The organism is Coriobacteriaceae bacterium, assembly GCA_025993015.1.
Lineage (GTDB): Bacteria > Actinomycetota > Coriobacteriia > Coriobacteriales > Coriobacteriaceae > Collinsella.
Genome location: DAJPFV010000001.1, coordinates 820198 through 844906 on the forward strand (window position 1 = coordinate 820198; position 24709 = coordinate 844906).

Consider the following 24709-nt stretch of genomic DNA (forward strand, 5'->3'; position numbering starts at 1 on the left):
GCCACAAAGTTTCTTTTGCTCAAAAGCTGTCGAAAAGCTCAACAACACCCCTACCAGCACTTTCTCTGAGCTTTTTTCGCCAGCAATCTTTTGGCCTTCCGCCTTTACGCCAACTGACCAAAATCTAACCAAAAGCTTGACGAAAATTGTGAAGACAGGGACCCCACACAAAAACGTGCCGCCCCAAAAGGGGCGGCACACAAACCAATCTATTAGTCAAAACTCGTTGGCAAGCTCGCGCCGTCAGACCCGCGGCGTATGTCTTTGCCTCGCGCGACCCTGCGAAGCCGTGAGCGAGAGGGAAAGGGATGCGCCGCGGGTCTGACGCCCGGAGCGGTAAAGCCAGCAGTTGCCCCGCGCTCCGCAGTCGGTGATAGCAGGCTACATGCCCGCGAGACCTCGAGCTGCGGTGGCACACATAAACGCCAGGACTAGGATCACGAGTGAGCCCGCGATGTCGACTAGCACGCCCATTGCGCGACGCTCAAACAGCCAGCTCTCAAAGTGCGGAGCAACATTGCGCCAAACACGCCACAACAAGATGCCCATGCCGATGACGCCGGGAATATTGAGCAGCAAAATCTCGGAGCACAAGAGGCCAATCAGGTTGCCGGCGGCAAAGCCCGCATCGCCCTCGCAGTATTTGCGATAAATCATGTACAACATGTATGCCACAAACGGCTGCAGGCACGCAGAGATAAACGTAACCACCATCGAGGGGTCCTGAGAAAAGACATCGGTGAGCTTATCCACGCTCGTGGCATCCTTAGAGGCCAGGAACAGGCCAATGACCACCACGGGCACCACGCCCAAGATGACCTCGACCAGAGTAAATAACTTGGCAGTCAAATCCTCACTAGCCGAATTCAAATAAGGCGCCCACTCAGGATGAGCATGCGCGCCGACCTTCTTGTCTTTCTCGGCACGATCGGCCTTTTTACCCTCGGCAACCCGACGGCCAGGATCCTTGCGAGTTCCCGCCGCAGCCACCCGAGCCCGAGACTTCTTACCCATACAAAAACACCCCATCAGGTAGTAGATAAACTAAAAGTCGCTACCCAGTGTACCCCACCCATGAACGGTGCCGTCCCAACCAGCCCCCATACAAAAACGTGCCGCCCCTATCGGGGCGGCACACAAACTTCTTATCAGCTTTTCTGTATCGAGCACGCGACGACCCAAAGCGGGCCGGGAGGGCCGGACTACCTTCCCTCAACGCGACCCTGCGAAGCCGTGAGCGAGGAGGGAAGGTAGTCCGGCCCTCCCGGCCCAGCTCACGCTAGCGCCACGCGCTAGTAGTTCACCACCTGCTCCTCAAAGTACGCCTTGGGGTGGTTACACACCGGGCACACCTCAGGCGCCTCGGCACCCACATGCAGGTGCCCGCAGTTCAGGCACTTCCACACCTTCACGCCCTCACGCTCAAACACCTCGCCCGACTCGATGCGCTCGACGAGCTTGTTGTAGCGCTCCTCATGGGCCTTCTCGACTGCGGCGACACCACGGAACTTTGCGGCAATCTCGGCAAAGCCCTCTTCCTCGGCGGTCTTGGCAAACTCGTCGTACATCGTGGTCCACTCGTAGTTCTCACCCGCGGCGGCATCGCGCAGATTGTCCAGGGTATCGGGGACGGCGCCATCGTGCAGATACTTAAACCACAGTTTGGCGTGCTCGGACTCGTTGCCAGCCGTCTCGGCAAAGATGTTCGAGATCTGAACGTAGCCGTCCTTCTTGGCCTTGGAGGCATAGTAGCGATACTTGGTGTGTGCCTGGGACTCACCGGCAAAAGCAGTCTCGAGGTTCTTCTTGGTTTGGGAGTTCTCAAAATCCATAGGTGTACTTCCCTTCAACGCATACCGCCCGTAGGCTTCGAGCGGCCTCGTCTTTAGGATGCCCTCATGCCGGAAATCTAAACCTTACAATCCTGTTCTTCAGATTTGCACAGGCTAGATGCTCAGCCAGCGATCGCCCTCGGCTCGGCAAAAGCCCTCACGCTCCAGGTCGGCTAGAATGCCCGCGACAAGCTCGCGCTCGACCGGTCCACGCCCAGCCGCCGCTTCCATCTCGTTAACGCCCACCACGACATCAGCAAGCGTAATCCCCGCCGGCTGGCCATCGCGCGCTGCCAGCAACATGCGCACGATATGCGCGCGCTTTTGGCGACGTGAGCCCTCAAACTTTGACTGACGGCTATAGCCCGCCGAACGCCTAGACGGATTGGGCAACGTCTTTTTTAGATATGCGCCGTAATCCAGCAACGCGTAATACCACGCGCGCGGCGTGTCGGCATCATCGAGCGGCACGGCAAAGGGAGCGGTCTCGTCCGCCAACGCACCAGGGGCCGCCGGACAGGCCGCCTGAATCAGCGGCACCAGCTCGCGATCGGGAACAGCCGGTACATCGGGAAAGAAATGATGCAAAAAGACCGTGCGCACATTGGTCTCTAGATACACGCCTGGAAGATCAAACGCAAACGAACGGATGCCCTGCGCCGTTGCCGGGCCAATGCCGGGCAGAGCGACCAAGTCACGCGTCTCACGCGGAAACTCCCCGTCCCAGTCCTCTACAACGCGCTGAGCGGCCCCATGAAGCGCCAGAGCGCGTCGGTTGTAGCCCATGCCCTGCCAAGCGTCCAAAACATCGGAAGGCGCGGCCTGGGCAAGCGCCTGCACAGTCGGAAAACGATCGAGCCACGCCGGCATGCGCGTCTCCACGCGCGGCACCTGTGTTTGCTGCAGCATGACCTCGGAAAGCCAAATGATGTACGGATCGCGCGTGCGGCGCCACGGAAGGTCGCGATAACGCAGGACCCCTTCCGAACGAATCATCGAACGAAAGGGGTCCTGAATCATATCTATGCTCCTTATGCGGCGCTATTCCTCCCGGCAAGCACATGCACAGGCGGCGTACTCGGGAAACGCGTCGCGGTCGGCGAATTTGGAATCGACGGCCGGGAACTGGCGGTGAGCGACGATGTCGCCGAGCGAAACGGAATCGAGGTAGTCGCGCATCAACGCTTGAGCTCCGGCCCACAGGGGATGATAGCAGCACGTGCCCATGCGCGCACAGTCACCATCGGGCGCGGTGCAATCGTTCATAACCATAGGGCCCTGAACGGCCTCGACGACCTGGCGGATAGTAACATCGTCCGGACTGACCTTTAGACGCATGCCACCGTGGACGCCACGCAGGCTCTCCACAATACCGGCCTGGACCAAACCGTGCTGAATCGAGCGGGCAAACGAATACGGGACATTGACCTCTTCGGCAGCGGTGCGAACAGAAAGCAAACGCTCCGGATCCTCGGCAAGCATCGCCAGCATGCGAAGGGCGTAATCAGTCTTCCTCGATATGTCCATTTTTCCCCTTTCAAGGAATACGAACAGCTCGAACGAGCTCCGGGGCCGAGCTTGTGTCGAGACGCTAAATGACCGCAGGACATCCAAATGGTAAATCGGATATCCACTGAGTGCCGCGCTTGGAGCGAAATGCATCAGATGCGGCCTACAGTGCAATTTAGTATAACCTAACCCCCTGTCTCGTTGAACAGGTGTTGCGCAACAAAGCTGTTGTTTAGACAGATATGCTTATTAGATTTTACTTGCGTTCCTGAAGGGGCGGGGATTCTGGGCGAAGATGCGCTAGGGCGATCGTTCTACCGAAACAAAGTGCATCAAACGCAAAAAGCCACGTCCGAAGACGTGGCTTTAATTGCGTTGGCGGGAAGTACGGGGCTCGAACCCGCGACCTCCGACGTGACAGGCCGGCGCTCTAACCAAACTGAGCTAACTCCCCAGACAGTCGTTCGCGTTTGTTTCCGCTCGCGTGCGCTGCGGGGATTAGTATACACAGAAGTCTGTCCGGTGCGCAACAACTTTTTTGAAAAAATTTTTGGGCCCTCCGGGAGGGTCTCCGGGGCGGGGTTTGTCTAAGGATCTTGCTGAAGCTCCGCCTTTGGCTCAAATGGAAACGAGGGACGCATCTGCATCCCCCGTTTTTGTTGCGGTTACTCCAAGTCAATAAACTTGGTGCTTAGGATCTTGCCGTCTTTTACTAGCATTCTGGCCATGGTGGGACCTCTGCTGCCTCTGGGGTAGCTGGCGCTGCCCGGGTTGAGGACTAAGCAGCGGCCTACTTGGGCTTCTTTGGTTACGTGGGTGTGGCCGTTGATGGCTACGTCTACGGATCCCACTGGGAGGTCTTCGCGGTAGTGGGCTACGGCGAACTTGAGGCCTTCGTAGGTGAAGAGGGCCAGGCGATCCACATCGGGGCCGTAGTCGCGGTAGTAGTCGTTGTTGCCCAGAACCGCTCGCACGGGGGCGATGGTGCATAGGTGCTCGTAGTCCATCTCGGATGTGAGGTCACCGGCGTGGATGATCAGGTCTGCGCCCTTAAGCTCGTCCAGGAGCGCAGGCGAAAGATAGCCGTGGGTGTCCGAGATGATGTCGATGCGCTTGGCGCTTGCACTGTTCATGGGATCCCTTCCGCAAAAAACGATTCGGCAGATACATACAAAAAGGCCCCACGGCTCCGCAGACGATGGGTCTACAGGGCTGCGGGGCCAGTGTGCTAGAGACTCAGAGCCTTCTTGAGCGGCACGACGCGGCGGCGCGAAACCGGCACGCGTTCGTCGACGCCCGTAATGCCCAGCTGGATGGCACCCGAGGGCACCGTCTCAACGTCCGTGACGCACGCCAAGTTGACGATATAGCGGCGGTGAACACGGAAGAAGCCAAAGTCGCAGAGCTTGGCCTCAAACTGCGCCAGCGAGGTCGTCGACAAAAAGCGATCATCGACGGTATAGATGCAGGAGTAATCGTCCTTGGCCATGATAAAGCGGATGTCGTCCACGGGAATGAGTACCTTGCGGCCGCCCTTTTCCACCGGGATTCGCTCGATGGTCACCTTGCTGTCCGTAACCGGCTTGGCGCGTTGCATGACCTTCTCGATCGCGCGATCCAAGCGAGCTTCCTCGACAGGCTTCATCAGATAATCGACGGCATCCACGTCGAATGCCTCGACCGCATGGTCGCTATACGCAGTCACAAATACGATCGCCGGCGGATTTTTGAGCTTATGCAGTGCCTCGGCAAGTTGCAGGCCCGAGGCACCGGGCATCGAGATATCGAGAAACACGACATCCACGCGACTTTCCATAAGCATCTCGATGGCGGAGCGGACGCTCGACGCCTCCGTGATCGTGCCGATCTTGCCCGTTTGCTCGAGCAAGAAGCGAAGCTCCGAGCGAGCCGGCGCCTCATCATCCACAATCATCGCACGCAGCATAGGGATAAAACCTTTCGTCAACTAACTACGCCGGGCATCCGTCGCATGACGTTGAGCCCGTAGCCTTTTATTCTACTCTTGAATGTCAAAGATGCTCTCTGACAAATCAAGATGAAGGAGCACTTTGGTGCCCTTGCCCGGCGCCGATTCGACACGCGTATAGGAGTGCGGCCCATAAAAGCGATGGATGCGCTCCGAAATATTGTGCATGGCCACACCGGCGCCGCCACCCTGGGGAGAGCTGGCGTCGGGACGGGCAGAGCGCTCGTCAAACAGTCTGGCGGCGGTACCCTCATCCATGCCCACGCCATTATCGGCCACGGCAATCAAGATTGCATCCTCGCCGTCTTGGTGAACGGTCACGTCGATCCTCAGGGCGTCGTCATCGCCCATACCATGACGTACGGCGTTCTCGACAATCGGCTGGATCACGAACGCCGGCACCAGCGTATCTTCCACGTCCTCGGACACATCGAACGTCGCAAGCACGCGGTCCTCGCCAAAGCGGGCCTTCTCAAAGGTAAGGTAGCGCTTGGTCTGTGCAACCTCGCGCGAGACCGGAATAAGCGATCCCGAGTTGTCGAGCGTGGCACGATAGAACGATGAGAACTCACGAAGCAGTTCGCGGGCCCGCAGCGGGTCGGTGCGCGTAAACGATGCAATGGTGTTCAGCGTGTTGAACAGGAAGTGCGGGTTAATCTGCGCTTGCAGCGCACGCACCTCGGCGCGCGCCGTGAGTTCCTTTTGCACCTCGAGCTCGTGGATGGCGAGCTGCGTGGACAAGATCTCGGCAAAGCCCGAGGCAAGCGCGTACTGGGTACGGTCGACGGCGCGCGGGGTCTTGTAGTAGAACTTGAGCGTGCCGACGGTACGATCGCCCACCTTGATGGGGGCGATAATGCCGGCGGGGACTTGGTTGTGCGAGCCATCCGAGCCCACGACATTCACCATACGGTTGAACGACTGCACGATGCCATGTTCGATAACGTAGCGTGTGGCAAGCGTGTGGATGGGAGAATCTGGCAGTAGTTTTTCCTCAAACTCGCCTGCGCAGGCCAACACGTTGCCCTCGTCGGTGATGGCCACCGTCATGGCGCGCGTCTCGGGCAAAATGCGCCGGCACACCAAACGCGCCGACTCCTGCGTCAGACCGCCCTTAATGTCCTCAAGCATGGCCGAGGCCACCGAGAGCGTCTCCTCGGTGTACTGGGAGCGCACCGAATCGGGATTGAGCGTCAAGAAGATAAAGATGCACAGAAAGATGCACAGCAGCGCGCAGGCAATCACCGTGGGGATCGGCTCGATACCGGTCACCAAGGCAAAAATAAAGTACACCAGCACGCAAATGGCGCAGGCAACGGCAATGATGCGAAAGATTGATATTGAACTATCGCGCTGGGCGCGGCGGTCGATCATTCGGCCCCCTCCAGGATACTGATCAGTTGTGCGTCACGCCAAAGCCCGTCCATGATCTTGGGCCAAAAGCTCTGGAAACGCAGGTAGCTTGCAGCGTTTTGGCGCGCATAGGCCTTTGCCTCGTCGATACCATGGCGCCAGATGCGCAGGTAGCCCTCATGCTCGCGGGTAAACACGCTGCGGACCATAGCGGTCTTGCGCACGCGGTCGTCGAGCTCGCGCGAAATCCACGGGCCCGGGTAGGGCATGAGCGATGCCGCCGTAACGGGAATGAGCTCCTTTTGATGCGCGGCGAATGTCAACTTTGCCCTTTCGTAGTACCAACGGTATACATCCTGCATAAAGCGCGGTGAGCGCTTTTCGGACTCCGGAGGCAGATGGCGCACGGTCCACTCGTTATCGAACCACACGTCGTAGCCAAACATGCGCATGTTAAAGAGGTAATCCAAGTCCTCGCCACGGGTGATAAACGGGTCGAAGGCCACACGGGTAAAGGCGCGGGCATGCAGGGCCATCAGGCCACCGCACACGTAGTTGGAACGCGAGATGCGGGTACCCGAAAGCGCCTTTTTCATCCAGCGATTGAACTCGATGCGCTTGGTCCACCAGCGATGACAGATACCCGCCTTGTCCGTAGGGGCCAGCGGCGATCCATCGCGATCGTAGAAGTAGCCGCTTTTGACCAAGATCGGCAAGCCCTGGCGCGTCTGCTGCCCCAGTGCATACGTCGCACGCTTCATAAAGTCGGCGTCGATGACGGTCTCGTCGTCATCCAAAAAGACAACCGCATCGTGCCCCAGCACCGCCGCGCAGGCAAGGCCCATGTTACGGATGGCACCGTAGCCTCGCAGGCTCACGCACTCGCCCGAACCCTTGGGCGCAATCTGCGCCACTCGGTCGGCGATACGCGATGCCTGAGTATTGGTGACAACGGTGACCTTGAGCGTAGGATGTGCGTTGACGATATCGTGCACGCGCAACGACACATCGGCTGTGGCAGAAACGGGGCAAACCACCAGCAAGATAATACGTGGAATGTCGCGCACCTGCTCGAGCGAGGTCAGGCAGCGGTCGAGTTCGGGATTGTCGGCGTTGAGTCGCGTCGAATGATCATAGGTGCCAGGGGCGTTTGCGCAAGCGTCATCGCCCGCCCAATACGTTGGAATCACGACCGTGGCGTTCATGCCTTACCCTCCCTGCAACACAAAAACGGGACGCCGCCAAACACAGGCGACGCCCCGCGACCTAGCTGATTCCATCATACCCACTTGGGCAAATCATTGCTCGCAAGTCGCAATGTTTATTGCGGATAACCCCAAAAGAGTACCGTGGACAGGCACAATAGCCGCTCGCTCCTATGCGGCATGCTCTGCCGCCCGAGTCATGCGGGACAGGCGGACCAGCAGCATAAAGCCAACGATCAGCAGCACGCCAATGGAAAGGACGCCCAGCGACGGGTTGCCGGTCAGCGAGGTGACGACCGACACCAGGAAGGTGCCCATAACGCTTGCATAACGACCAAAGATGTCAAAGAAGCCGTAGTACTCGTTGGACTTTTCCTTGGGGATAATGCGGCCAAAGTAGCTACGGCTGAGCGCCTGCACGCCGCCCTGGAACAGGCCGACCATAATGGCAAGCACCCAAAACTCAAAGGCGGTCTTTAGGAAGAACGCGGCGAACAGCACAATGCCCATATAGGCGGCGACTGCCACCAAGATCATGTTGAGCGTGCCCACGCGGCCGGCGAGCTTGCCGTAGATGATGGCGGACGGAAAGGCCACGAACTGCGTAACGAGCAGCGCCAGGACCAACTGGGTCGAATCGATGCCCAAGGCCGATCCGTAGCTGGTTGCCATGGAAATGACCGTGTGCACACCGTCGATATAGAAGAAGAACGCGATCATGTAGACCAGCACGGTCTTGTTGTGGGCGATCTCGCGCATGGTGTGTCCGACCTCGGAGAACACACCGCCCACGATGTGGCCGATAGTGTCCTCGGGACCGCGCTCGCGACCGTACTTTTGCTTATAGGTGCGAATGAGCGGCAGGGTAAAGACGAGCCACCAGGCACCAGTGATGATAAACGACAGACGCGTTGCCAGCATGGTAGGGACGCCAAGAGCGGGGCCACCCATGATGAGCGCCAGGCAGATGACGAACGGCACGGTGGAACCGATGTAGCCCCAGGCATAGCCCGAGCTGGACACGGCGTCCATGCGCTCGTCGGTGGTAATGTCGGGCAGCATGGCGTCGTAGAACGTCATAGAAGAGTTAAGGCCGATGGTGCACAGCACGTACACGGTCAAAAATGCCATGGCGGACATTGGGATAGCCTGCGCCAGGCAAAGCACCAGGCCCGTGAGGAAGAAGCCCAAGAAGAACTTGATCTTGTTGCCGGCGTAGTCGGCAAGCGCGCCCAGAATGGGCATGAGCATGGCGATGACCAGCGAGGCAATCGTCTGCGCATTGCCCCAGGCGACCACCAGGTCGGCCGAAGAAGCGCCGGTATTGATGGCGTTAAAGTAAATGGGCACCACCGAGGTATTGAGCAGCACGAGGGCCGAATTGCCCACATCATACATAACCCAGTTACGCTCGAGCTTGGTGTATTTCATGGACAGGGACCCTTCGTATTCGCCCGATATGCAGTTAGTTCATCGTACCCCAATTGTCCAGAACCGCCGGTAAGGATTCGGCAAAGGGGCACGCACGGGCCCTATTCCTCGCGGTCGAACTCCTCATCGGCATTGAGCACGCGACCGCTGTAGTTGACGTGACTGGTCACGGCATCCATGTCACCGGTCTCGATAAAACGTGCGACCGTGCACTCGTAATCGACCAGCGCGCGATCAAAGACCTCGGGGAAACTCTCGTTCGAGACCTCGTCGGTAAAGGGATTCTTCCATGTCAGATGGCCCAGGTTACCGGTGCGCTCGGGCAGCTCCGTCGTCACGCGATGGGCAAGGCCGTCGAGCAGCGAGTAGTCGTGCACCAAGCCCTCAACCAGCGAGATCGCGCGCGTCTTTGCGGAGCCGGCCGGCTCAATCGCGCGGTAAAGTCGCTGCATATTGGCAACGGCAGCACCGTACTCCCCCGCCGGAATGTCAATGCCGTACACGCGTCCGGCAACATAGCTCATCAGCACGCCGGCCACGCGATTGATGCGATCGGTAGTGACGATCTCGCCCGCCGGCGGGTAATCGTCGACCGTAGCGCCATCGCGTTTAAGCTGCAGCATCAGTACATCCAGGTCGCTCTCGATCACGGCATGGACCTGACTGCTCGAATCCTCAAGCTCTGAATCGGACTCCACGATGCCAAACTGCTGCTCATAGACAAAGGGATGGGCGTTGCGGTCGAGCACGTAATGAGACAGCAGGCCCAGCGCAAAGGCGCGACCCAAGCTGGCGTCGCGCGGCAGCAGATGCGACACGCCGTCGCGCAGGCACGCGAACTGGCGAGACATACGCGACCGATGCATGACCTGCGCCAGCAGCGTGCAGTCGGAAACACGCGGTGTCAGAATGTGAAAGAAAAACGGGTCGGGGCCTTGGTTGCCCAAGATAAAGGCAATGCGCTCTTCATCGGACGTGATGACGCCCTGCGGAAGACGGTCGATGCTTTCCTCGCCAAACAGATGATGGGTGATAAGCGCGGGCATAATGATCCTTTCGATTTCATTCGATGCCACCCATTATGCCCACCGCGCGCCCATGCCAAACCTGCGATGGTAAACGACGGCATGCAGACCGTCTACGCAAGCCCCAGGTGCGACTTGACCTCGGCGGCACGACGACGGGACACCGGTACCGTCGAGTTCACGCGGTCGAGCCTGAGCTCCATCAACCCCGTGGAGCCAATCTCAACATTGTGCACGTCTTCCAAATTGACCAGGTAGCTGCGATGAACGCGAATAAAGCCCTCGGAGTCCAAGCGACGCTCGAGCGAAGAGATCGACTCATTGATCAGGTACGTTCCCTCGGCGCAGATGGCGTTGCAAAAATCGGCGCGCGCCTCAAAGTAGCAGACGTCTGCGGCGGGAATGAACACCTTTTTGCCCCCGCGGTCCACCGTCAGACGCAAAGGTTGGCGCGGAGCATGGATAACACGACGGGCACCCAAGGCTGCCTCGATCTTGTCGAGTGCCTTTGACAGGCGTGCGTCCTCGACCGGCTTGACGACATAGTCGACCGCATCGAGGTTATACGCATCGGCGGCAAATTCGGCAAACGCTGTCACAAACACAACCACCGGCGGCGTCTTTAGGTTCTGCAGCGTCTCGGCAAGCTCAATTCCCGAGCGACCGGGCATGGTAATGTCTAAAAACAGCACGTCGGGCTTGTTCGACAGAATCGACTCCACGGCTTCGGTGACATTGCCCGCCTCGGCAATCTGACCCACACGCGCATCCTTTTCCAACAGATAGCGTAGCTCAGCCCTAATGGGAGACTCGTCATCAACCACCAAGATGTTCCAGCCTTCGGACATATGTGCTTCCCCTCTTTTTCTCTCAATCCAACCGCGTGCTACGCCGTCAACGGCGCCGGCTCATGCGGCTCGCCGTTCAGCTCGACGATGACCTGCGTGCCAACGCCCTCCTGGGACTTCACGCGCATGCCAGAATCTTCTCCGTAAAAGAAATGGATGCGCTGAAGCACGTTGAAGAGCGCCAAGCCGCAGCCTCGTTTGATGGAGCCGTCGGCGGTAATGCTCTCGGGCTCCTCTCGGCGATGCTGCTCAAACAGATGCGCGCAGACTTCTTCGCTCATACCGATGCCATCGTCCTCGACGATGATCTCCAAACCGTCATCGGTCTCGAAAGCCCTAACATGAATAGAAAGCGGCTCGGTCTCGCGCTGCGCGTGCTTGATGCAGTTTTCGAGCAACGGCTGCAAGATAAACGGCGGTACCATGCAATCGCGCACCTCAAAGTCGATATCGACCGAGACGCGCAGACGACCGTCGCCATAACGAGCCTGCATAAGATTGATATAGCGAGTGCCCTGTTCCACCTCGTGCTCGAGCGTTGTGAGGGTATCGGAATCAGAAAGCGTCTGACGGTAGTAATTGGAAAAGTCAATCAGCAGCGACCTGGCCTTGTCCGGCTCGGTACGTACGAGCGACACGATGGTGCTGATGGTGTTAAACAGAAAATGAGGATCGACCTGCGATTGCAAGGCGCGCAGCTCCACGCGGGCCGTAAGCTCGTCCTGGCGCTCAAGCTCAAAGCTCGCAAGTTGCGTGGAAATGAGGTCGGCAAAGCCCGAGGCAAGCGCCGTCTGGCGCATATCGATGCTGCTCAGACGGGGATAATACAGCTCGAGCGTGCCCACGCAATGCCCGCGCACGGTAAGCGGTGCGACAATACCGGCGCGCAGGCGCGGAAAGTAGCCACCCGTCTCGGTCGAGGCATCGCGCGAGAACACGCTTTGCTCGCCGCTGTTGATCACGTTGAGCGTAGTCCGCAGTACCACCGGGGTGCCCGCGGGGCATTTTGCCGAGTCCTCGCCCCAGCTCGCCAACACCTGCTTGCCGTCGGTAAAGCAGATGGCAGAGGCGATAGTTTCAGACAGGATGATCTTAGAGGCGCCCAAGGCAGCTTCGGGCGTAAGGCCGCGCGACGTATAGGCGAATATTTTTGAAGCGATGGCGAGCGTGCGGTCGGTTGCGCTCGATGTGAGGTCGTCGGGAACGACAAAGACGTACGAGAAGAAGAAGCACAGCATGACCAAGCCGGCAATGACGACAACGGCCGGAACGGGATTGGGATTATCGGTTAGATCCCAGATGAGCAGCAGGATAAGCAGCGGGACGACAATACCGAGCAAGATGGCTTGAACCACATGCTGAGCGGTACGAAAGACCTTGGTAGAGTTGTAGCTCTTGCCTAGAATCAGCCTATTGAGATCCACCGTCATCTCCTTCTTACTGACGCACCCCATAGCAATAAAGAGGGCCGCAAGCGACCCTCTCCATTGCATTATGCAATCAAATACTGTGTTTTACATCAAGCCATCGACAAACGGTATCTTAGGCGCTGTACTTGTTTGCCTCGCCGAAGGTGCCGGCCTCGACAATCCAGCCGTCCTTCATGATGACGTCCATGTTGTCAGTGTTGAGCACGTGGATGTCGGCAGCGACGTCACCGTTGACGACCAGCAGGTCGGCGCACTTGCCGGCCTCGATGGAACCGGTCTCGTCCTCGATGTGGCACATCTTGGCACCGTTGAGGGTTGCACAGGTGATGGTCTCGACCGGGGTGAAGCCGATCTTGTCGACGAACTCGTACATCTCCTCGATGGAGCAGGTGCCGTACGGGGTGACGAAGGAGAAGGAGTCGGAGCCGATCGTCATGACGACGCCGCGCTTCTTAGCCTCGCGCAGGCAGTCGTAGTTGCGCTGCAGCTCCTTCTCGACCAGGGTGCCCTCGTACTTGTCGTGCAGCTCGGGGACGTAGACGGGCGGATAGGTGGCGTACCAGGTGGGCAGGAAGGCGATCGTCGGGGTGAAGAAGGTGCCCTGCTCGGCCATGAGGTCCATGGTGCGCTCATCGATATCGAAGCCGTGAATCAGCTGCTCGCAGCCAAAGCGAACGGAATCGTAGGCAGCGGCGTGGTTGTTGTAGCAGTGGCTCCACACGGGGATGCCGACCATCTTGGCCTCTTCGACCACGGCCTGAATCTCCTCGGAGCAGTAGTGCTGGTCGCGGCCGGAGTCCCAGCGCCAGATGCCGCCACCGGTAGCCCAGATCTTGATGGCATCGGGGTTCTCGCGCAGGCGACGACGGACGGCCTTGCGCAGATCCCAAGGACCGTCGACCTGATCGCCCCAGGGGTGCGATTCCTTGTTGAGCTCCTGGCTGCAGTGGTGGGAGTCGCCGTGGCCGGCAACGCGGCAGAAGCCAAGGCCGGTGGCCAGAACGCGCGGGCCCTTGAAGACGCCCTTGTCGATGCAGTCACGGATCTGGATACCAAAGCGGCCGATCTCGCAGACGGTGGTGAGGCCGTGGGTGAGGCAGTCATAGGCCTGCTTGACGGCGACGGCCTGCTTCTCGAGGAGCGGCTGCATGACCCAGTCGGTGTCATCGTCAGTCAAGTTGCCCGAGAAGTGCAGGTGGGTGTCGATCAGGCCGGGAAGGACAGTCTTGCCGGCGGCGTCGATAACCTCAACGCCCTCGGGAAGGTCCTGCATAGCACCGGCGTACTCGATCTTGCCGTTGTCGTCGACGAGAACGAGGGAGTTCTCGACCGGCTCGGCACCGGTACCGTCGATGAGCTTACCGCCAACGATTGCATACTTAGTGGACATGGTTCCTCCTTATGGATCCATATAGTGGGCGAGGCCGTGTTGGGTTAAGGCCTCACAAAGCTACCCAAGTGGCGCCGGGTTCGGTGCGCGGAAGAGAGAATTCCGCGCACCCGATCCGCCCCGGCTAGGCGTTACTTTTTGCGGGAATTGGTGAAAGCCATGAGGGCCAGGCCAATAGCCAACCAGCCGATCACGATGCTCCACTCCACCATGTTGAGGGAGGCGGGAGAGAACGGGATCACGAGCAGGCCAATGATGGTGCCGCAGGCAACGATAGCGAGGCTGATGCCAAACTTGCCGCCGGGCACCTCGTAGGGACGAGGCAGGTCGGGCTCGGTGAAGCGCATGCGCAGGCAAGCGAGGGCGACCATGCCGCAGGAGAAGATGAAGGCGAGAGCCGACACGTTGGTCAGAGGGATGAGCATGTTCTTGCCCAGGAACGGACCGACGACGGTGATGACGCCCAGAACGACGCAGGCGAGCTTGGGAGCGCCGGACTTGGGATCGACCTCGGCGAACTTCTCGGGCAGCTGGCCCTTTCGGCCCATGGCGAGCATGATGCGGCTCGTGGCGCCGTAGAAGGAGTTCATCGGGCCCATGGGTCCAAGCGTGGCGATGACGAGCATGGCCAGGTACAGGAGCATGTTGATGCCCTTGAGGCAGGCAAGCGCGGGAACCGGGCTCTTAACGAACTCATGCCAGTCGAGGATGGTGCCGAACGAGTAGATGCAGACCATGTAGAAGCCGCCTGCGGCCAGCAGGGCCAGGGAGATGATCTTGCCGAACTTGTTCCAGTTGAGGCCCTCGGCCGCTTCCTCAGCCTGCTGAGGAATGGTGTCGAAACCGGCGTAGAAGAACGGGGTCAGAACCAGGACCGAAACGATGCCTGCGAACAGGCTGGTGCCCTCGGTAGCAGGCTTGCCGCCGCCAGCACCGGTGACCTGGGAGAACACGGGCATGGCGTTGTCCGGCGAGCCGGTGAACAGCGAGACGCCCATGGCGAGCAGCATGCCGCAGAGCAGGGCCTTGGTCAGGAAGGCCTGCAGCTTGGCGGCCGAGCTGGCACCGCGGAAGTTGAGGAAGATGACGTAGGTTGCAAAGCCGAGCGCGATCAGCGTCGGGAACAGGTAAACGTCGGCGCCCAGGATGGTATAGAGCTTGACGGCACGCAGCCACTCAAGACCGGGCAGGCTGCCGAACATCTCGGACACGAGGGTCGAGATAGCGATTGCCTCCCACGGGCACAGGATGCCGTTGCCCAGGGCCAGGAGCCAACCGGTGATATAGCTCAGCGTACGGCCAAAGCTACGATCGACATACTCGACGATGCCGCCCGAGATGGGGATAGCAGCCGTGAGCTCACCGAAAACAGCTCCGACGGGCACGAGAAAGATTGCACCCAAGAGGAATGCGATCATAGCGGGAACGGGACCGCCGCCCACGACCATCCAGTCGCCGACCTGCAGAACCCAGCCAGTTCCGATGATGGCACCGAAACCGATGGTGAAGAAGTTCCAGAGCGAAAGCGTTTTCTTCATGCCGCCGTTACCTTCGACTGCAACTTCTGCGTTCTTGTCCGCCATTGTTCCCCTCCTTTCCTTATTGACGCCTCTTTGGCGTCACCCCTTGCGCGGTCTGTTTTGCCGCGCGCTTTTATTTCATGGCTTTAAGATACGGCCTTGGCACAGCAGCGCCGCTTGTGGCTCGACCGAAGGCAGAACTGCAAAACGAGCGGCGCCGTTTTTGGGACGAACGGCACGGTTTGCCGCTCATTGTTGTCGCCCGTCCGACGGGCGTACGCTCATCGGACGCATATAGAGATGTTTTTGAGGCCGTGTGTTTTGCGCCTTTCGTACCGTTTACCGAGCTTTTGACGCGCGGACCCATTTGTTGCACATCTTTTTTGTAGGATAGACAGGTTATACATGAGACAAGGCGGTACGAATGGCATACGGATACAACGACGGTGATCAACGGCGACAAAGCGTTCGCCTTGCTGGCCGCACCACGCCGACGCCCAGAAGTGCCACGAGCAGCAATCCGCAACGCCCTCAAGAGCAACCCAGGCCTTCGTCTCGGCAGCAGACAAACAGAACACGGCAGAGTGGCCGTCCGAGCACGGGCACAAGCGCACAGCAAGATAGCCGCTTGGGCGCGCGCACTCGACAGCGCCAAGCCGAGGTTCCGCAACTGCGCCGCAACGGCGCACGTCAGCCCGGCAGCCATATCAACCGCTTCTTTTCGCATCCCCAAGGCGGACGCGACGGCAAGCCCTACCGCTCGACATCGTACGTGAATGCCCCCGCCCTGCCGGCTCGTCGGCTTTGCCTCGCACTGTGCTCTATCCTCATCTGTCTGGTCTTTGTGCTTATGAGCTCCTGTATGTCCCACGGCTCGGCCGGTCTCGAGCCCACCGCCGAGGACAAGCTGCTCAAGGCCCCCGTCGCGCCCGGTTATTCTTTCGCCTTTTCGACCCCGCGCTCGCAATGGCAAGCCGGCACGATGCCCCATATCTATCAGATCGACCCTGCATGGTAGGAGCTGCCTTACGCCGGCGGTACCATCCGCCAAAATGCCTGCGGGCCTACGTGCCTCACCATGGTCTATATCTTTAAGACGGGACGCACCGATATGACCCCCGTCAATATGTGCGCGCTTTCCGAGGCAGGCAATTACGCCCCCACCGGTGCAACCGAATGGTCGTTTATGACGAGCGGTGCGTGGCAGTTGGGACTTAACGGAACGGAGCTTCATAACAATCGCGACTCGATGACTCAGGCGCTGCGTTCGGGAGCGCCCGTCATCGCCGCCGTTCGGCCGGGCACCTTTACCAACGTGGGCCACTACATTGTACTTTACGGTATTGACGACGCCGACCAGATTGAAGTCTTCGATCCCAACTCGGCCAGCCGCAGCGCCCGCCGCTGGGGCGTCGTAGAGGTCCTCAACGAAGTCGAAGCCATGTGGGCCTACTACTAGTCGTTGGGGACAGACTTAAATGAGTGGTCTCTGGTTGCCCGGAACTGCTGGCACGGAAAATGCATCCCGCTTTGAAGTTCGATAGCGAGATGCACTTTCCGCGCACGGCCTGTTTGGGAAACTACGTTCCACTTTCCGGCAACATTCCGGGATGTATTTTCCGGTTGAGGCCCTCAAGGGAAACCATGTCCCATGTTGGACGCTCATTCTGGGATGCGCTTTCCGCAGTTGATTGATGCGGGCTTTAAGGACTGTTCCAAGCTGCCGGCAGAGACGATATGAGCAGGACATAAAAACATTGAGAGCCCCTGCTGCATGAAAGACCGCGGATTAGGCCGACAATGGTGAGTGTCTAATTCAGCCGCGGCGGCCACGCCGCATTCATGGAAGGGGCTCCCATGCTCGATACTACCACCTTCGTCGGCCTCGACGTCCACGCCCGTTCGATAAAGGCCGTCTCCCTCGACGTCATGACCGGGGAGGTGCGCTGCGCGACCTTCGGCTACGACGCCGGCGCCGTCGCGGGGTGGGTCCGCTCCGTGGACCCTAAGGCCAGGTGCGTGTACGAGTCCGGGGTCACGGGATTCGACCTGCAGAAGAGGCTCTCCGGCCTTGGGGTCGACTGCGTGGTCGGCGCCGTCTCGAAGATGATCAAGCCCAGCGCGGACAGGCGCAGGAAGAACGACCGCAACGACGCCGAGTTCCTCGCCCGCATGCTGTCGGTCGGCAACGTGGTCGAGGTGTGGGTCCCCGACGACGAGTGCGAGGCCGCCCGCGACCTGACTAGGGCGCTCGAGGACGCGAGGGACGACCTCTCGCGCTCGAAGCAGCGGCTCTCCAAGTTCCTGCTCAGGCACGGGCTCGTCTTCGACGAGAGGACGCCCACCGGCCGCAGGAAGGGCAACTGGACCCGGGCGCACTGGTCCTTGGATCGAGTCGATAAGGTTCGCGGAGGGGGCCGACAACGAGGCGCTCGCCTACTACGTCGACGCGGTCAGGCGGGCGGCGGAGGACAAGGCGCGGCTCGAGGGGCTCGTCGAGGCCGAGACCCGCAAGCCCAGGTGGAGGAAGAGGGTCGACTCCCTGCGCTGCCTCAAGGGCGTCGACACCGCGACGGCCGCCGACCTCGTGTTCGAGGCCGGCGAGTTCTCGAGGTTCAGGAATGCCCGGTCGTTCGCCGCATGGGTCGGCTTGACGCCCTCCGAGCACTCCAGCGGGGAGAGCGACCGCAGGGGCGCGATCACCAAGGCGGGCAACAAGCACCTGAGGAAGGCGCTGGTCGAGGCCGCGTGGCACTACCTGACGTGCTCCGCGCGGCCGAAGGAGCCCGCCAGGGGCCAGGCCCCGGACCCGGGCGCCCGCAGGCATGCCGCCAAGGGCGTGCGGAGGCTGGTCGAGAGGCGCGGGGCCCTGCTCGCGCGCGGGGTCCACAACAACAAGGCGAACGTCGCCACGGCGCGCGAGCTCGCCTGCTGGGTGTGGGCGGTCGGTCTCATGGCCGAGGAGGCGTAGGGGGAGGCTCCCCCGCACATAAGCCGATCACCCCGGAAGCGGTTGGATCCGAAGCCGTTGAGGCGAACCTCAGGTCCCTTTTCTGCGAGCGCCCAGGGCGCCACACGCGTGCACAGACTGTCGGTTCGACGAAGAAGCCTCAGCCGTAGCAACGGATTGCCCAGCGAGAGATCGCCACGGGCGGATATTAAACTGCAAAGACGAGCGTCGGGAAGACACGCCGAGGTCGCCGCGGACGGGTTGATATAGGGAGAGGGCCTGACCCCATATCGTTGGGGCCAGGCCCGATTTTGCCTCTTGACAATGTCCTGCTCATATTAAAAGGAACGTCCCCAGGTGCCGGGTTTCCGCAGTCATTGGGGACAGACTTAAATGACTAGTCGTTTAAGAACGTCCCCAATGACTACCCACAGAATGAGGGTCTCATCGGGGACTAGGTAAATAGCAAAAGCCCCCGCGGCCGAAACGGGCCGCGGGGGCAGCAGGCTTGCAAGGGTTAACTCAAGTCCTCGCCATTTGATGCAATGACCTTTTGATACCAGCAGAAGCTGTCCTTTCGGTAGCGATCGAACGTGCCTTTGCCCATATCATCGGCATCAACATAAACAAAGCCATAGCGCTTCTTCATCTGCCCCGTCGAGGCCGACACCAAATCGATACAGCCCCACGGCGTGTATCCCATCAGGTCAACACCGTCCTCGACAATTGCATCGCGCAGCGCAAGAATATGCCTTCGCAGGTAATCAATATGATACGCATCGTGGACTTTGCCGTCTTCCAGCGCATCGAGTCCGCCCACACCGTTCTCAGCGATAAAGAGCGGAAGATGGTAACGATCGTGGTAGCCGGCAAGCGTCACGCGCAAACCCAGCGCATCGATCTGCCATTTCCAGGCAGTCTCTTTATCCTTGAGGTACGGATTGCGCAGCGTCGGGAACACGTTGCCCTCCGCCTTCTCGGCGATCACCTGATCATCGGCGCACACCAAGCGCGAGCAATAGTACGAGAACGAGATGAAGTCGACCGTATGCTCTGCCAGATACTCCGTATCGCCCGGCTCAAAGGGCACGTGAACACCCTCTTTCTCGAGTGCACGCAGCTTCCAAGCAGGATAGGCGCCCGCAGCCATCACGTCTGTGTAGAAGTAGCGGCCGCGGTCCTCCTCATACGCAAGCCATACGTCCTCGGGCGCACAACGGTACGGATAGGTCGCACCGGCAGCGACCATGCAACCCACCTTGTTTGCAGGATCGATCTTGTGCAGAATCTCGACAGCGCGAGCGCTCGCCATAAACATATGGTGCGAGAACGCCGCGGTCACGGCTGCACGGTCACGCTCATCCTCGAGCGTGACACCCGCGTTGAGATAGGACAGCGCCACGCTGTTGATCTCGTTGAACGTAAGCCAATAACGCACGAGGCCCTGGTACGCGCGTCCGACGGTCTCGACGTAGTGCGCATACCGCTCGATCATCTCTCGGCTTTGCCAGCCACCATAGCGCTCGACCAGAGCCAACGGATAGTCGTAGTGCGACAGCGTCACAAGCGGCTCGATTCCATGCTCGCGCAGCGCCTCGAATACCTGACGGTAAAACTCCAAGCCCTCGCCGTTGGGCTCGGTCTCCATCCCTGTGGGAAAAATACGGCTCCAGCAAATTGAAAGACGCAGGCACTTAAAGCCCATCTCGGCAAAGAGCTCGACATCCTCGTGCCAATGATGGAAGAAGTCGTTGCCCCAGCGGCATGGATACAGCCTGTCCGGATCGTCCACGGGCTTTTGCCTGCCAAACATTACATCCCAGCGGTCGGAACCCTGTGGGATCAGGTCGGAGTGCGACATGCCGCGGCCGCCCTCGTTCCAGCCCCCTTCGGCCTGGTTGGCGGCGAGGGCACCACCCCACAAAAAGCCCTCGGGCATACCGGCGGCAGACGTTCTGTCAAAGTAACTCATGCTACTCAGCATCCTCGGCAGAAGCTGCCGCGGCGTTCTCCTGCTCCTGAGCCAGGAGCTGGTTATCGTACACCTTAAAGAACGGGTACCAGACCACAGCCATGACCACGATCAAAACGATCGTAAACACCCAGATGCGCGGGTCGAGGCACTGGACAAAGCCCTGAACGAAGATGGGGAACGTGCCGCTCACCAAGATGTAGAAGTTAGAGACAAGACCCAGTGAGACCGCACCCCAATACAGCAGGGCCGAGATCATGCCGCCTAGCACAAACGGAATCATGAGGATCGGGTTGAAGATGATGGGCGCGCCGAAGATCGCGGGCTCGGAGATACGGAAGAAGCTCGGCACGATCGATGCCCTGCCAAATGCCTTGAGCTGCTGCGACTTTGCCCTAAACGCGCAGAGCGCCACAAAAGAGAACGTATTACCCGTGCCGCCGATGAGGTTGATGGCCAACGACATGAGCGCCGGGTGGAACTCAAGCGGCTGCCCGGCAGCATAGAGCGAGGCGTTGGCGGCAAAGGCGGCAAGCGTGACCGGGGCGGTGATGGGCATTACGATCATGTTGCCGTGGACGCCAAAGCACCAAAACAGCAGCGTCATGAAGCAGATAAGCAGTGCGCCGGGCACAGAGTCAACTGCGACGGAAAGCGGGGCAGCGAGCAGCTTCTCGATAACCGAGGGGATGGACAGCGCGGGATCGATCATCTGGATCAGCAGGTTGCCGCCAAAGAAGATGAGGATGTTGGCGAGCATAGGTACGATGGCGCCAAAGGTTTCGGACAAAAACGGCGGCACGCCATCGGGCATCTTGATGGTGATGCCCTTGGTCTGGCAGAAGCGCGTGACCTCGACGGAGACCAAGGCAACGATGATGGCGGTAAACAGGCCCTGCGCACCCAGATAGGTGCAGGGGACCGCCTGGAGCACGGACTCGTCAGCAAGCTGGTAGTAGGACGACGGCGCCGCGGCGATCAGGAACATCACCAGCGAGGTCATGCCGGCGTTAAGCTTGGGCATCTTGTAGGTGCCCGCCAGGTTATAGGCGATTGCGAACGTCACGATCACCGACAGTATGCCCATCGTCATGTTGAAGGGAATGAGCAGCGTGAGCTTATTGGCCGTGGCAAAATCGAGCCAAGGGCCAAAGACGGACCAGAACCCGCCCTGCGCCACCAGGTCGGCCGTGACCGGCGGGTTGGCGAGGATCATAAAGACGGCAGATACCAAGATGAAGCTGATCGCGCTCATAAAGCCCTTTTGCATGGAGGCAAAGTGGCGCTCGGTGCCGCAGAAATTGGCGATAGGGGTCAGTTTTTCCTGAAGCAGGGTCATGAACTTCTCCATGGTTGCCTCCTAACCCAACAGCGACTGGGCGAGTGCCAGCACGTTGGCGGCGTTGCCCATGCCGTAGTCCTGTGCGGGGATGACCGCGGTCGGCTTACCGCTCCCCTGCTTGACGGTGTTGAGCTGGTAGGACACCTGCGGCCCCAAGAGCAGCACGTCATAATTGGCGCACGTCTCCTGATACTCGCCGATACCCACCGCATCGATATCGAGCTCGATGCCGTTTTGCTCCGCATATTTCTCGAGTTTCTTCATCAGAATGCTTGTAGACAGACCAGCTGCGCAAACAAGAAGGATCTTCATAAGGGATTCCCTTCGCATTGATTGGTTGGATAGTCACCGCACGCCGCTAGGCGTTCTTGGTTGCAGTGCGCTCATACAGGCAGATCAGCTCCTGCACGAGCTCCTGAGCAAGCATGGAGCACATGAGGTGGTCCTGAGCATGGACCAGCAACACATCCACCGACAGATGCTCGCCCGCTGCCTCAGTCGAAAGCAGCTGCGTTTGGATGTGGTGAGCCTTGATTCCCGCATCCTTTGACTGCTTCATGAGTTTGGCGGCGGCGTCAAAATCCCCCGCCTTTGCCTTTTCAAGGGCTTCGAAGGCAAGGCTGCGTGCCTCTCCCGCTGCAGCGACCAGCTGAAACGAAACCATCTCGGTTCCCTGATCGTCCATAACGGTCTCCTCTCCCGTGATGTTTGGTTTGTACTTGAATATTCGAAACGCCTATCTCCCGCCCGCAATCCTCGAGGTTTATTGCAGGTAGACTGACAGGGTCATCGACAAAAGAAGTCTTAAGCCGTATGCGCTTGCACAAGCGCCATCAGCTCATGCCAGGACCGGCGCTCGCGTAGGCGCTCGACCCCCTGGCGGTCCATAAAGATCTCGGCGAGCAGTGAGCTCAAGATCCGCGCCTCATCGCCGCCCGACCGGGCAAACGACACCATAAAGACGATATCGACCTCATGGCCGTATTCGTCCCAAAGAATGGGATGTTCGAGCAGGCCCACGGTAACAAAGGCCTCGGCGCTCAAGGGATGCATCCCATGGGGCATGGCTACCCCATTGCCAAACGAGGTGGCGCTCGCGCTCTCGCGCTCGGCGACCTCTTGGGCAAACTGGGCATCGACACGGCCGCTCTCGACGGCGCGCTCGGAGAGATATCGGAGAACGGCCTGCTTCGACGACGCCTCAACGCGGTTGAAGAACAGGGCACGGCTAAAGAAAGAGCTCACGGAGTCCGATTGCGCAGTGTCGTCGCTCAGCACCTTGCGGATAGCGTTGACATCGCTCGTCTCCAAGAAGAAATCGGCCTCGCGGACGGGCACGGGCAACTTGACGTTGAGCGGCACCGTTGTGAACACGTAGTCGATATGCGAAAAATCGAACGTTCCCACGCGGGCGACATCGCATGTCTCAATCGAATCGATATACATGCCAAACTGCCTGCGGTACTGGTGCTCGAGCATACGGGCGCTTCCCGCTCCCGAGGCGCACACGATCAGGATGCGTTTGCGACGCGGCTGGTCGGCTTGCTGCTCGAGGGCCAGGGCAAATGCCATGGCGATGTAGCCGAGCTCTTCATCAGAGGGCTGGCTGCCAAAATGACGCTCGAGTACCTGCGAGGTGCCAGCTGCCATCGAATAGGCCAACGGAAACCTCGTCTTGATATCGGACAGCATGGGGTTATCCATATGCATGTGATATTCAAGGCGATAGCCCAGAGGGCCGATATGCCGAGCAAGGTTCATGCGAAGTTCAAGATCGCCGCTAAAGTCAAACCTAAACTCATCGTTGACCGCACGTACCATCTCGGAAGCAATCTCCCACATCTCGTCCGAGATAACGGCAGAGCCCTTCTCGGGCACGCCCGTGCCCCTGCCGAGCAAATGGATTGCGATAAAGGCAACCTCTTCTCGGGGCATGCTCACGCCCAGGGCATCCTTGATGTTTGCGGCAATCTGGAAAGCCGCGGCGTATTCGCGCGTTCCCTCCAGTTTTTGAACGTCCGATTCTGCAGCTGGGACATAGCAGCCCTGCTCGATGCGGCCAAGAGCAATGTAAAGATGCATGATGAGATTGCGGGATGCCAGCGAGCTCACCGTGACGGGCGAGGCCGTCAGAGCATCGTCCACACATGCGGCGATGGCCCGCAGGCGCTCGGCGAGCTTTGCATCGTCGGTGTCGGGCAACACGGGCCTCACCAGCGAGGCCAGGCACAGGCGCCGCTGCGACTCCCCGCCCGCAACGCGGATTCCGTAGCGTGGGCGCTTTTCGAGCGTTAAGTCAAATTGGGCGAGTTTCTGCTCTACCAGACGCATGTCATTGGACAGAGTTCGCGCCGAAACGTAGAGTAAATCCGCATACTCCTCAATCGTCACCCACTGGGACCGCATGAGGAGGTCGTTAAGAAGGAAGGACACACGGCCGTCGCGCGTATCAGGAATGCCCGGATGGGCCAGAGCCGCACCGTCTAGCAAGCGAGCAAGCTCATCTGCACGTGCAACATCGATACGATACTGCCCCTTGCTGCCAACGATGCGTGCAACCCCTGCAAGGTTGTCGTTTGCGCGATGGATATAGTTTCTCACGGCGCGCTCGCTTACCTCGAGACGCTTGGCAAGTACCGCGACAGCGACAGGCTGAGCGTCCTCGATCATATTTACAAGCTGCTTGACGCGAGCATCCATGTCCTCCTCCTTTCCCTGCGTCTAGTCTAACGCGGTAAAGAATGACACTCCACGTCACGCTCGTTCCGCCAACTCGGAACAGGTTGCGGGGAGTCCAGCTGAGCTATGGAGAGCCTGGGGAGAGGGCCCGAAGGCAATGCGTCGGTGTGGGATGCGCCTTCCCAGCCATTGGGCAGTCATTGGGGACAGACTTAAATGAGTAGTCGTTGGGGACG

22 protein-coding genes, 1 tRNA gene and 1 pseudogene are annotated in these 24709 nt (G+C 59.5%); 4 read left to right on the forward strand and 20 right to left on the reverse strand.

All coding sequences use genetic code 11. The annotated features are described in order from the left end of the window. Nucleotides 1–381: 381 nt before the first annotated feature. The 15 genes from OIL77_03540 to OIL77_03610 form a co-directional block, all read right to left on the reverse strand. The gene (locus OIL77_03540) at nt 382–1014 is read right to left on the reverse strand and encodes a hypothetical protein (protein HJI44492.1); all 633 of its coding nucleotides are present in this window, start codon (nt 1012–1014) and stop codon (nt 382–384) included. 278 nt (nt 1015–1292) lie between these two features. Then, a complete protein-coding gene (locus OIL77_03545; protein ID HJI44493.1) occupies nt 1293–1832 on the reverse strand; it encodes a rubrerythrin family protein in 540 nt (179 codons plus the stop codon). Nucleotides 1833–1946: 114 nt separating this feature from the next. Then, entirely contained in the window at nt 1947–2852 is a 906-nt protein-coding gene (locus OIL77_03550; GenBank protein HJI44494.1) for an adenine glycosylase, read from the reverse strand. 21 nt (nt 2853–2873) lie between these two features. Then, on the reverse strand, nt 2874–3359 hold the full coding sequence (locus OIL77_03555) for an Rrf2 family transcriptional regulator (GenBank protein ID HJI44495.1): 486 nt from the start codon (nt 3357–3359) through the stop codon (nt 2874–2876). A gap of 358 nt (nt 3360–3717) precedes the next feature. Continuing rightward, nucleotides 3718–3795, reverse strand: a tRNA-Asp gene (locus OIL77_03560). 211 nt (nt 3796–4006) lie between these two features. Continuing rightward, a complete protein-coding gene (locus OIL77_03565) occupies nt 4007–4474 on the reverse strand; it encodes a YfcE family phosphodiesterase (protein HJI44496.1) in 468 nt (155 codons plus the stop codon). Between the two features lie 95 nt (nt 4475–4569). Then, nucleotides 4570–5286, reverse strand: a complete 717-nt coding sequence (locus tag OIL77_03570; GenBank protein HJI44497.1) for a response regulator — start codon at nt 5284–5286, stop codon at nt 4570–4572. A 72-nt stretch (nt 5287–5358) separates the two neighbouring features. Beyond that, nucleotides 5359–6702, reverse strand: coding sequence for a histidine kinase (locus tag OIL77_03575; protein HJI44498.1), 1344 nt, complete (start codon nt 6700–6702; stop codon nt 5359–5361). After that, nucleotides 6699–7886 (reverse strand): glycosyltransferase family 2 protein, encoded by a 1188-nt coding sequence (locus OIL77_03580; protein ID HJI44499.1) that lies wholly within the window; start codon nt 7884–7886, stop codon nt 6699–6701. The genes OIL77_03575 and OIL77_03580 overlap by 4 nt, the downstream gene beginning before the upstream one ends. 171 nt (nt 7887–8057) lie before the next feature. Continuing rightward, a complete protein-coding gene (locus OIL77_03585; GenBank protein HJI44500.1) occupies nt 8058–9317 on the reverse strand; it encodes an MFS transporter in 1260 nt (419 codons plus the stop codon). Nucleotides 9318–9418: 101 nt separating this feature from the next. Beyond that, on the reverse strand, nt 9419–10363 hold the full coding sequence (locus OIL77_03590; GenBank protein HJI44501.1) for a zinc dependent phospholipase C family protein: 945 nt from the start codon (nt 10361–10363) through the stop codon (nt 9419–9421). Nucleotides 10364–10455: 92 nt separating this feature from the next. Next, nucleotides 10456–11190 (reverse strand): response regulator, encoded by a 735-nt coding sequence (locus OIL77_03595; GenBank protein ID HJI44502.1) that lies wholly within the window; start codon nt 11188–11190, stop codon nt 10456–10458. Between the two features lie 38 nt (nt 11191–11228). Beyond that, on the reverse strand, nt 11229–12620 hold the full coding sequence (locus tag OIL77_03600) for a histidine kinase (GenBank protein ID HJI44503.1): 1392 nt from the start codon (nt 12618–12620) through the stop codon (nt 11229–11231). Nucleotides 12621–12732: 112 nt separating this feature from the next. Next, nucleotides 12733–14010: an amidohydrolase family protein gene (locus OIL77_03605; protein HJI44504.1), complete on the reverse strand. Its 1278-nt coding sequence runs from the start codon at nt 14008–14010 to the stop codon at nt 12733–12735. 131 nt (nt 14011–14141) lie between these two features. Continuing rightward, nucleotides 14142–15593, reverse strand: coding sequence for an APC family permease (locus tag OIL77_03610; protein HJI44505.1), 1452 nt, complete (start codon nt 15591–15593; stop codon nt 14142–14144). Between the two features lie 565 nt (nt 15594–16158). Here OIL77_03610 and OIL77_03615 point away from each other — a divergent pair. The 4 genes and pseudogenes from OIL77_03615 (at nt 16159) to OIL77_03630 (ending at nt 18501) form a co-directional block, all read left to right on the forward strand. Beyond that, nucleotides 16159–16548 (forward strand): hypothetical protein, encoded by a 390-nt coding sequence (locus tag OIL77_03615; GenBank protein HJI44506.1) that lies wholly within the window; start codon nt 16159–16161, stop codon nt 16546–16548. 24 nt (nt 16549–16572) lie between these two features. Then, the gene (locus OIL77_03620) at nt 16573–16989 is read left to right on the forward strand and encodes a C39 family peptidase (GenBank protein HJI44507.1); all 417 of its coding nucleotides are present in this window, start codon (nt 16573–16575) and stop codon (nt 16987–16989) included. A gap of 470 nt (nt 16990–17459) precedes the next feature. Beyond that, nucleotides 17460–17780, forward strand: a pseudogene (locus OIL77_03625) (IS110 family transposase). 337 nt (nt 17781–18117) lie between these two features. Next, entirely contained in the window at nt 18118–18501 is a 384-nt protein-coding gene (locus tag OIL77_03630) for a transposase (GenBank protein HJI44508.1), read from the forward strand. A gap of 496 nt (nt 18502–18997) precedes the next feature. On the opposite strand, the gene OIL77_03635 is transcribed toward OIL77_03630, so the two are convergent. The 5 genes from OIL77_03635 to OIL77_03655 all read right to left on the reverse strand — a co-directional run bounded on the left by OIL77_03635 (nt 18998) and on the right by OIL77_03655 (nt 24494). Then, the gene (locus OIL77_03635; GenBank protein ID HJI44509.1) at nt 18998–20452 is read right to left on the reverse strand and encodes a family 1 glycosylhydrolase; all 1455 of its coding nucleotides are present in this window, start codon (nt 20450–20452) and stop codon (nt 18998–19000) included. A 1-nt stretch (nt 20453) separates the two neighbouring features. Further along, nucleotides 20454–21803, reverse strand: a complete 1350-nt coding sequence (locus OIL77_03640) for a PTS transporter subunit EIIC (GenBank protein HJI44510.1) — start codon at nt 21801–21803, stop codon at nt 20454–20456. Between the two features lie 9 nt (nt 21804–21812). After that, the gene (locus OIL77_03645; protein HJI44511.1) at nt 21813–22106 is read right to left on the reverse strand and encodes a PTS sugar transporter subunit IIB; all 294 of its coding nucleotides are present in this window, start codon (nt 22104–22106) and stop codon (nt 21813–21815) included. A 46-nt stretch (nt 22107–22152) separates the two neighbouring features. Further along, nucleotides 22153–22479, reverse strand: coding sequence for a PTS lactose/cellobiose transporter subunit IIA (locus OIL77_03650; GenBank protein HJI44512.1), 327 nt, complete (start codon nt 22477–22479; stop codon nt 22153–22155). Between the two features lie 119 nt (nt 22480–22598). Continuing rightward, nucleotides 22599–24494: a BglG family transcription antiterminator gene (locus OIL77_03655; protein HJI44513.1), complete on the reverse strand. Its 1896-nt coding sequence runs from the start codon at nt 24492–24494 to the stop codon at nt 22599–22601. Nucleotides 24495–24709: the final 215 nt, after the last annotated feature.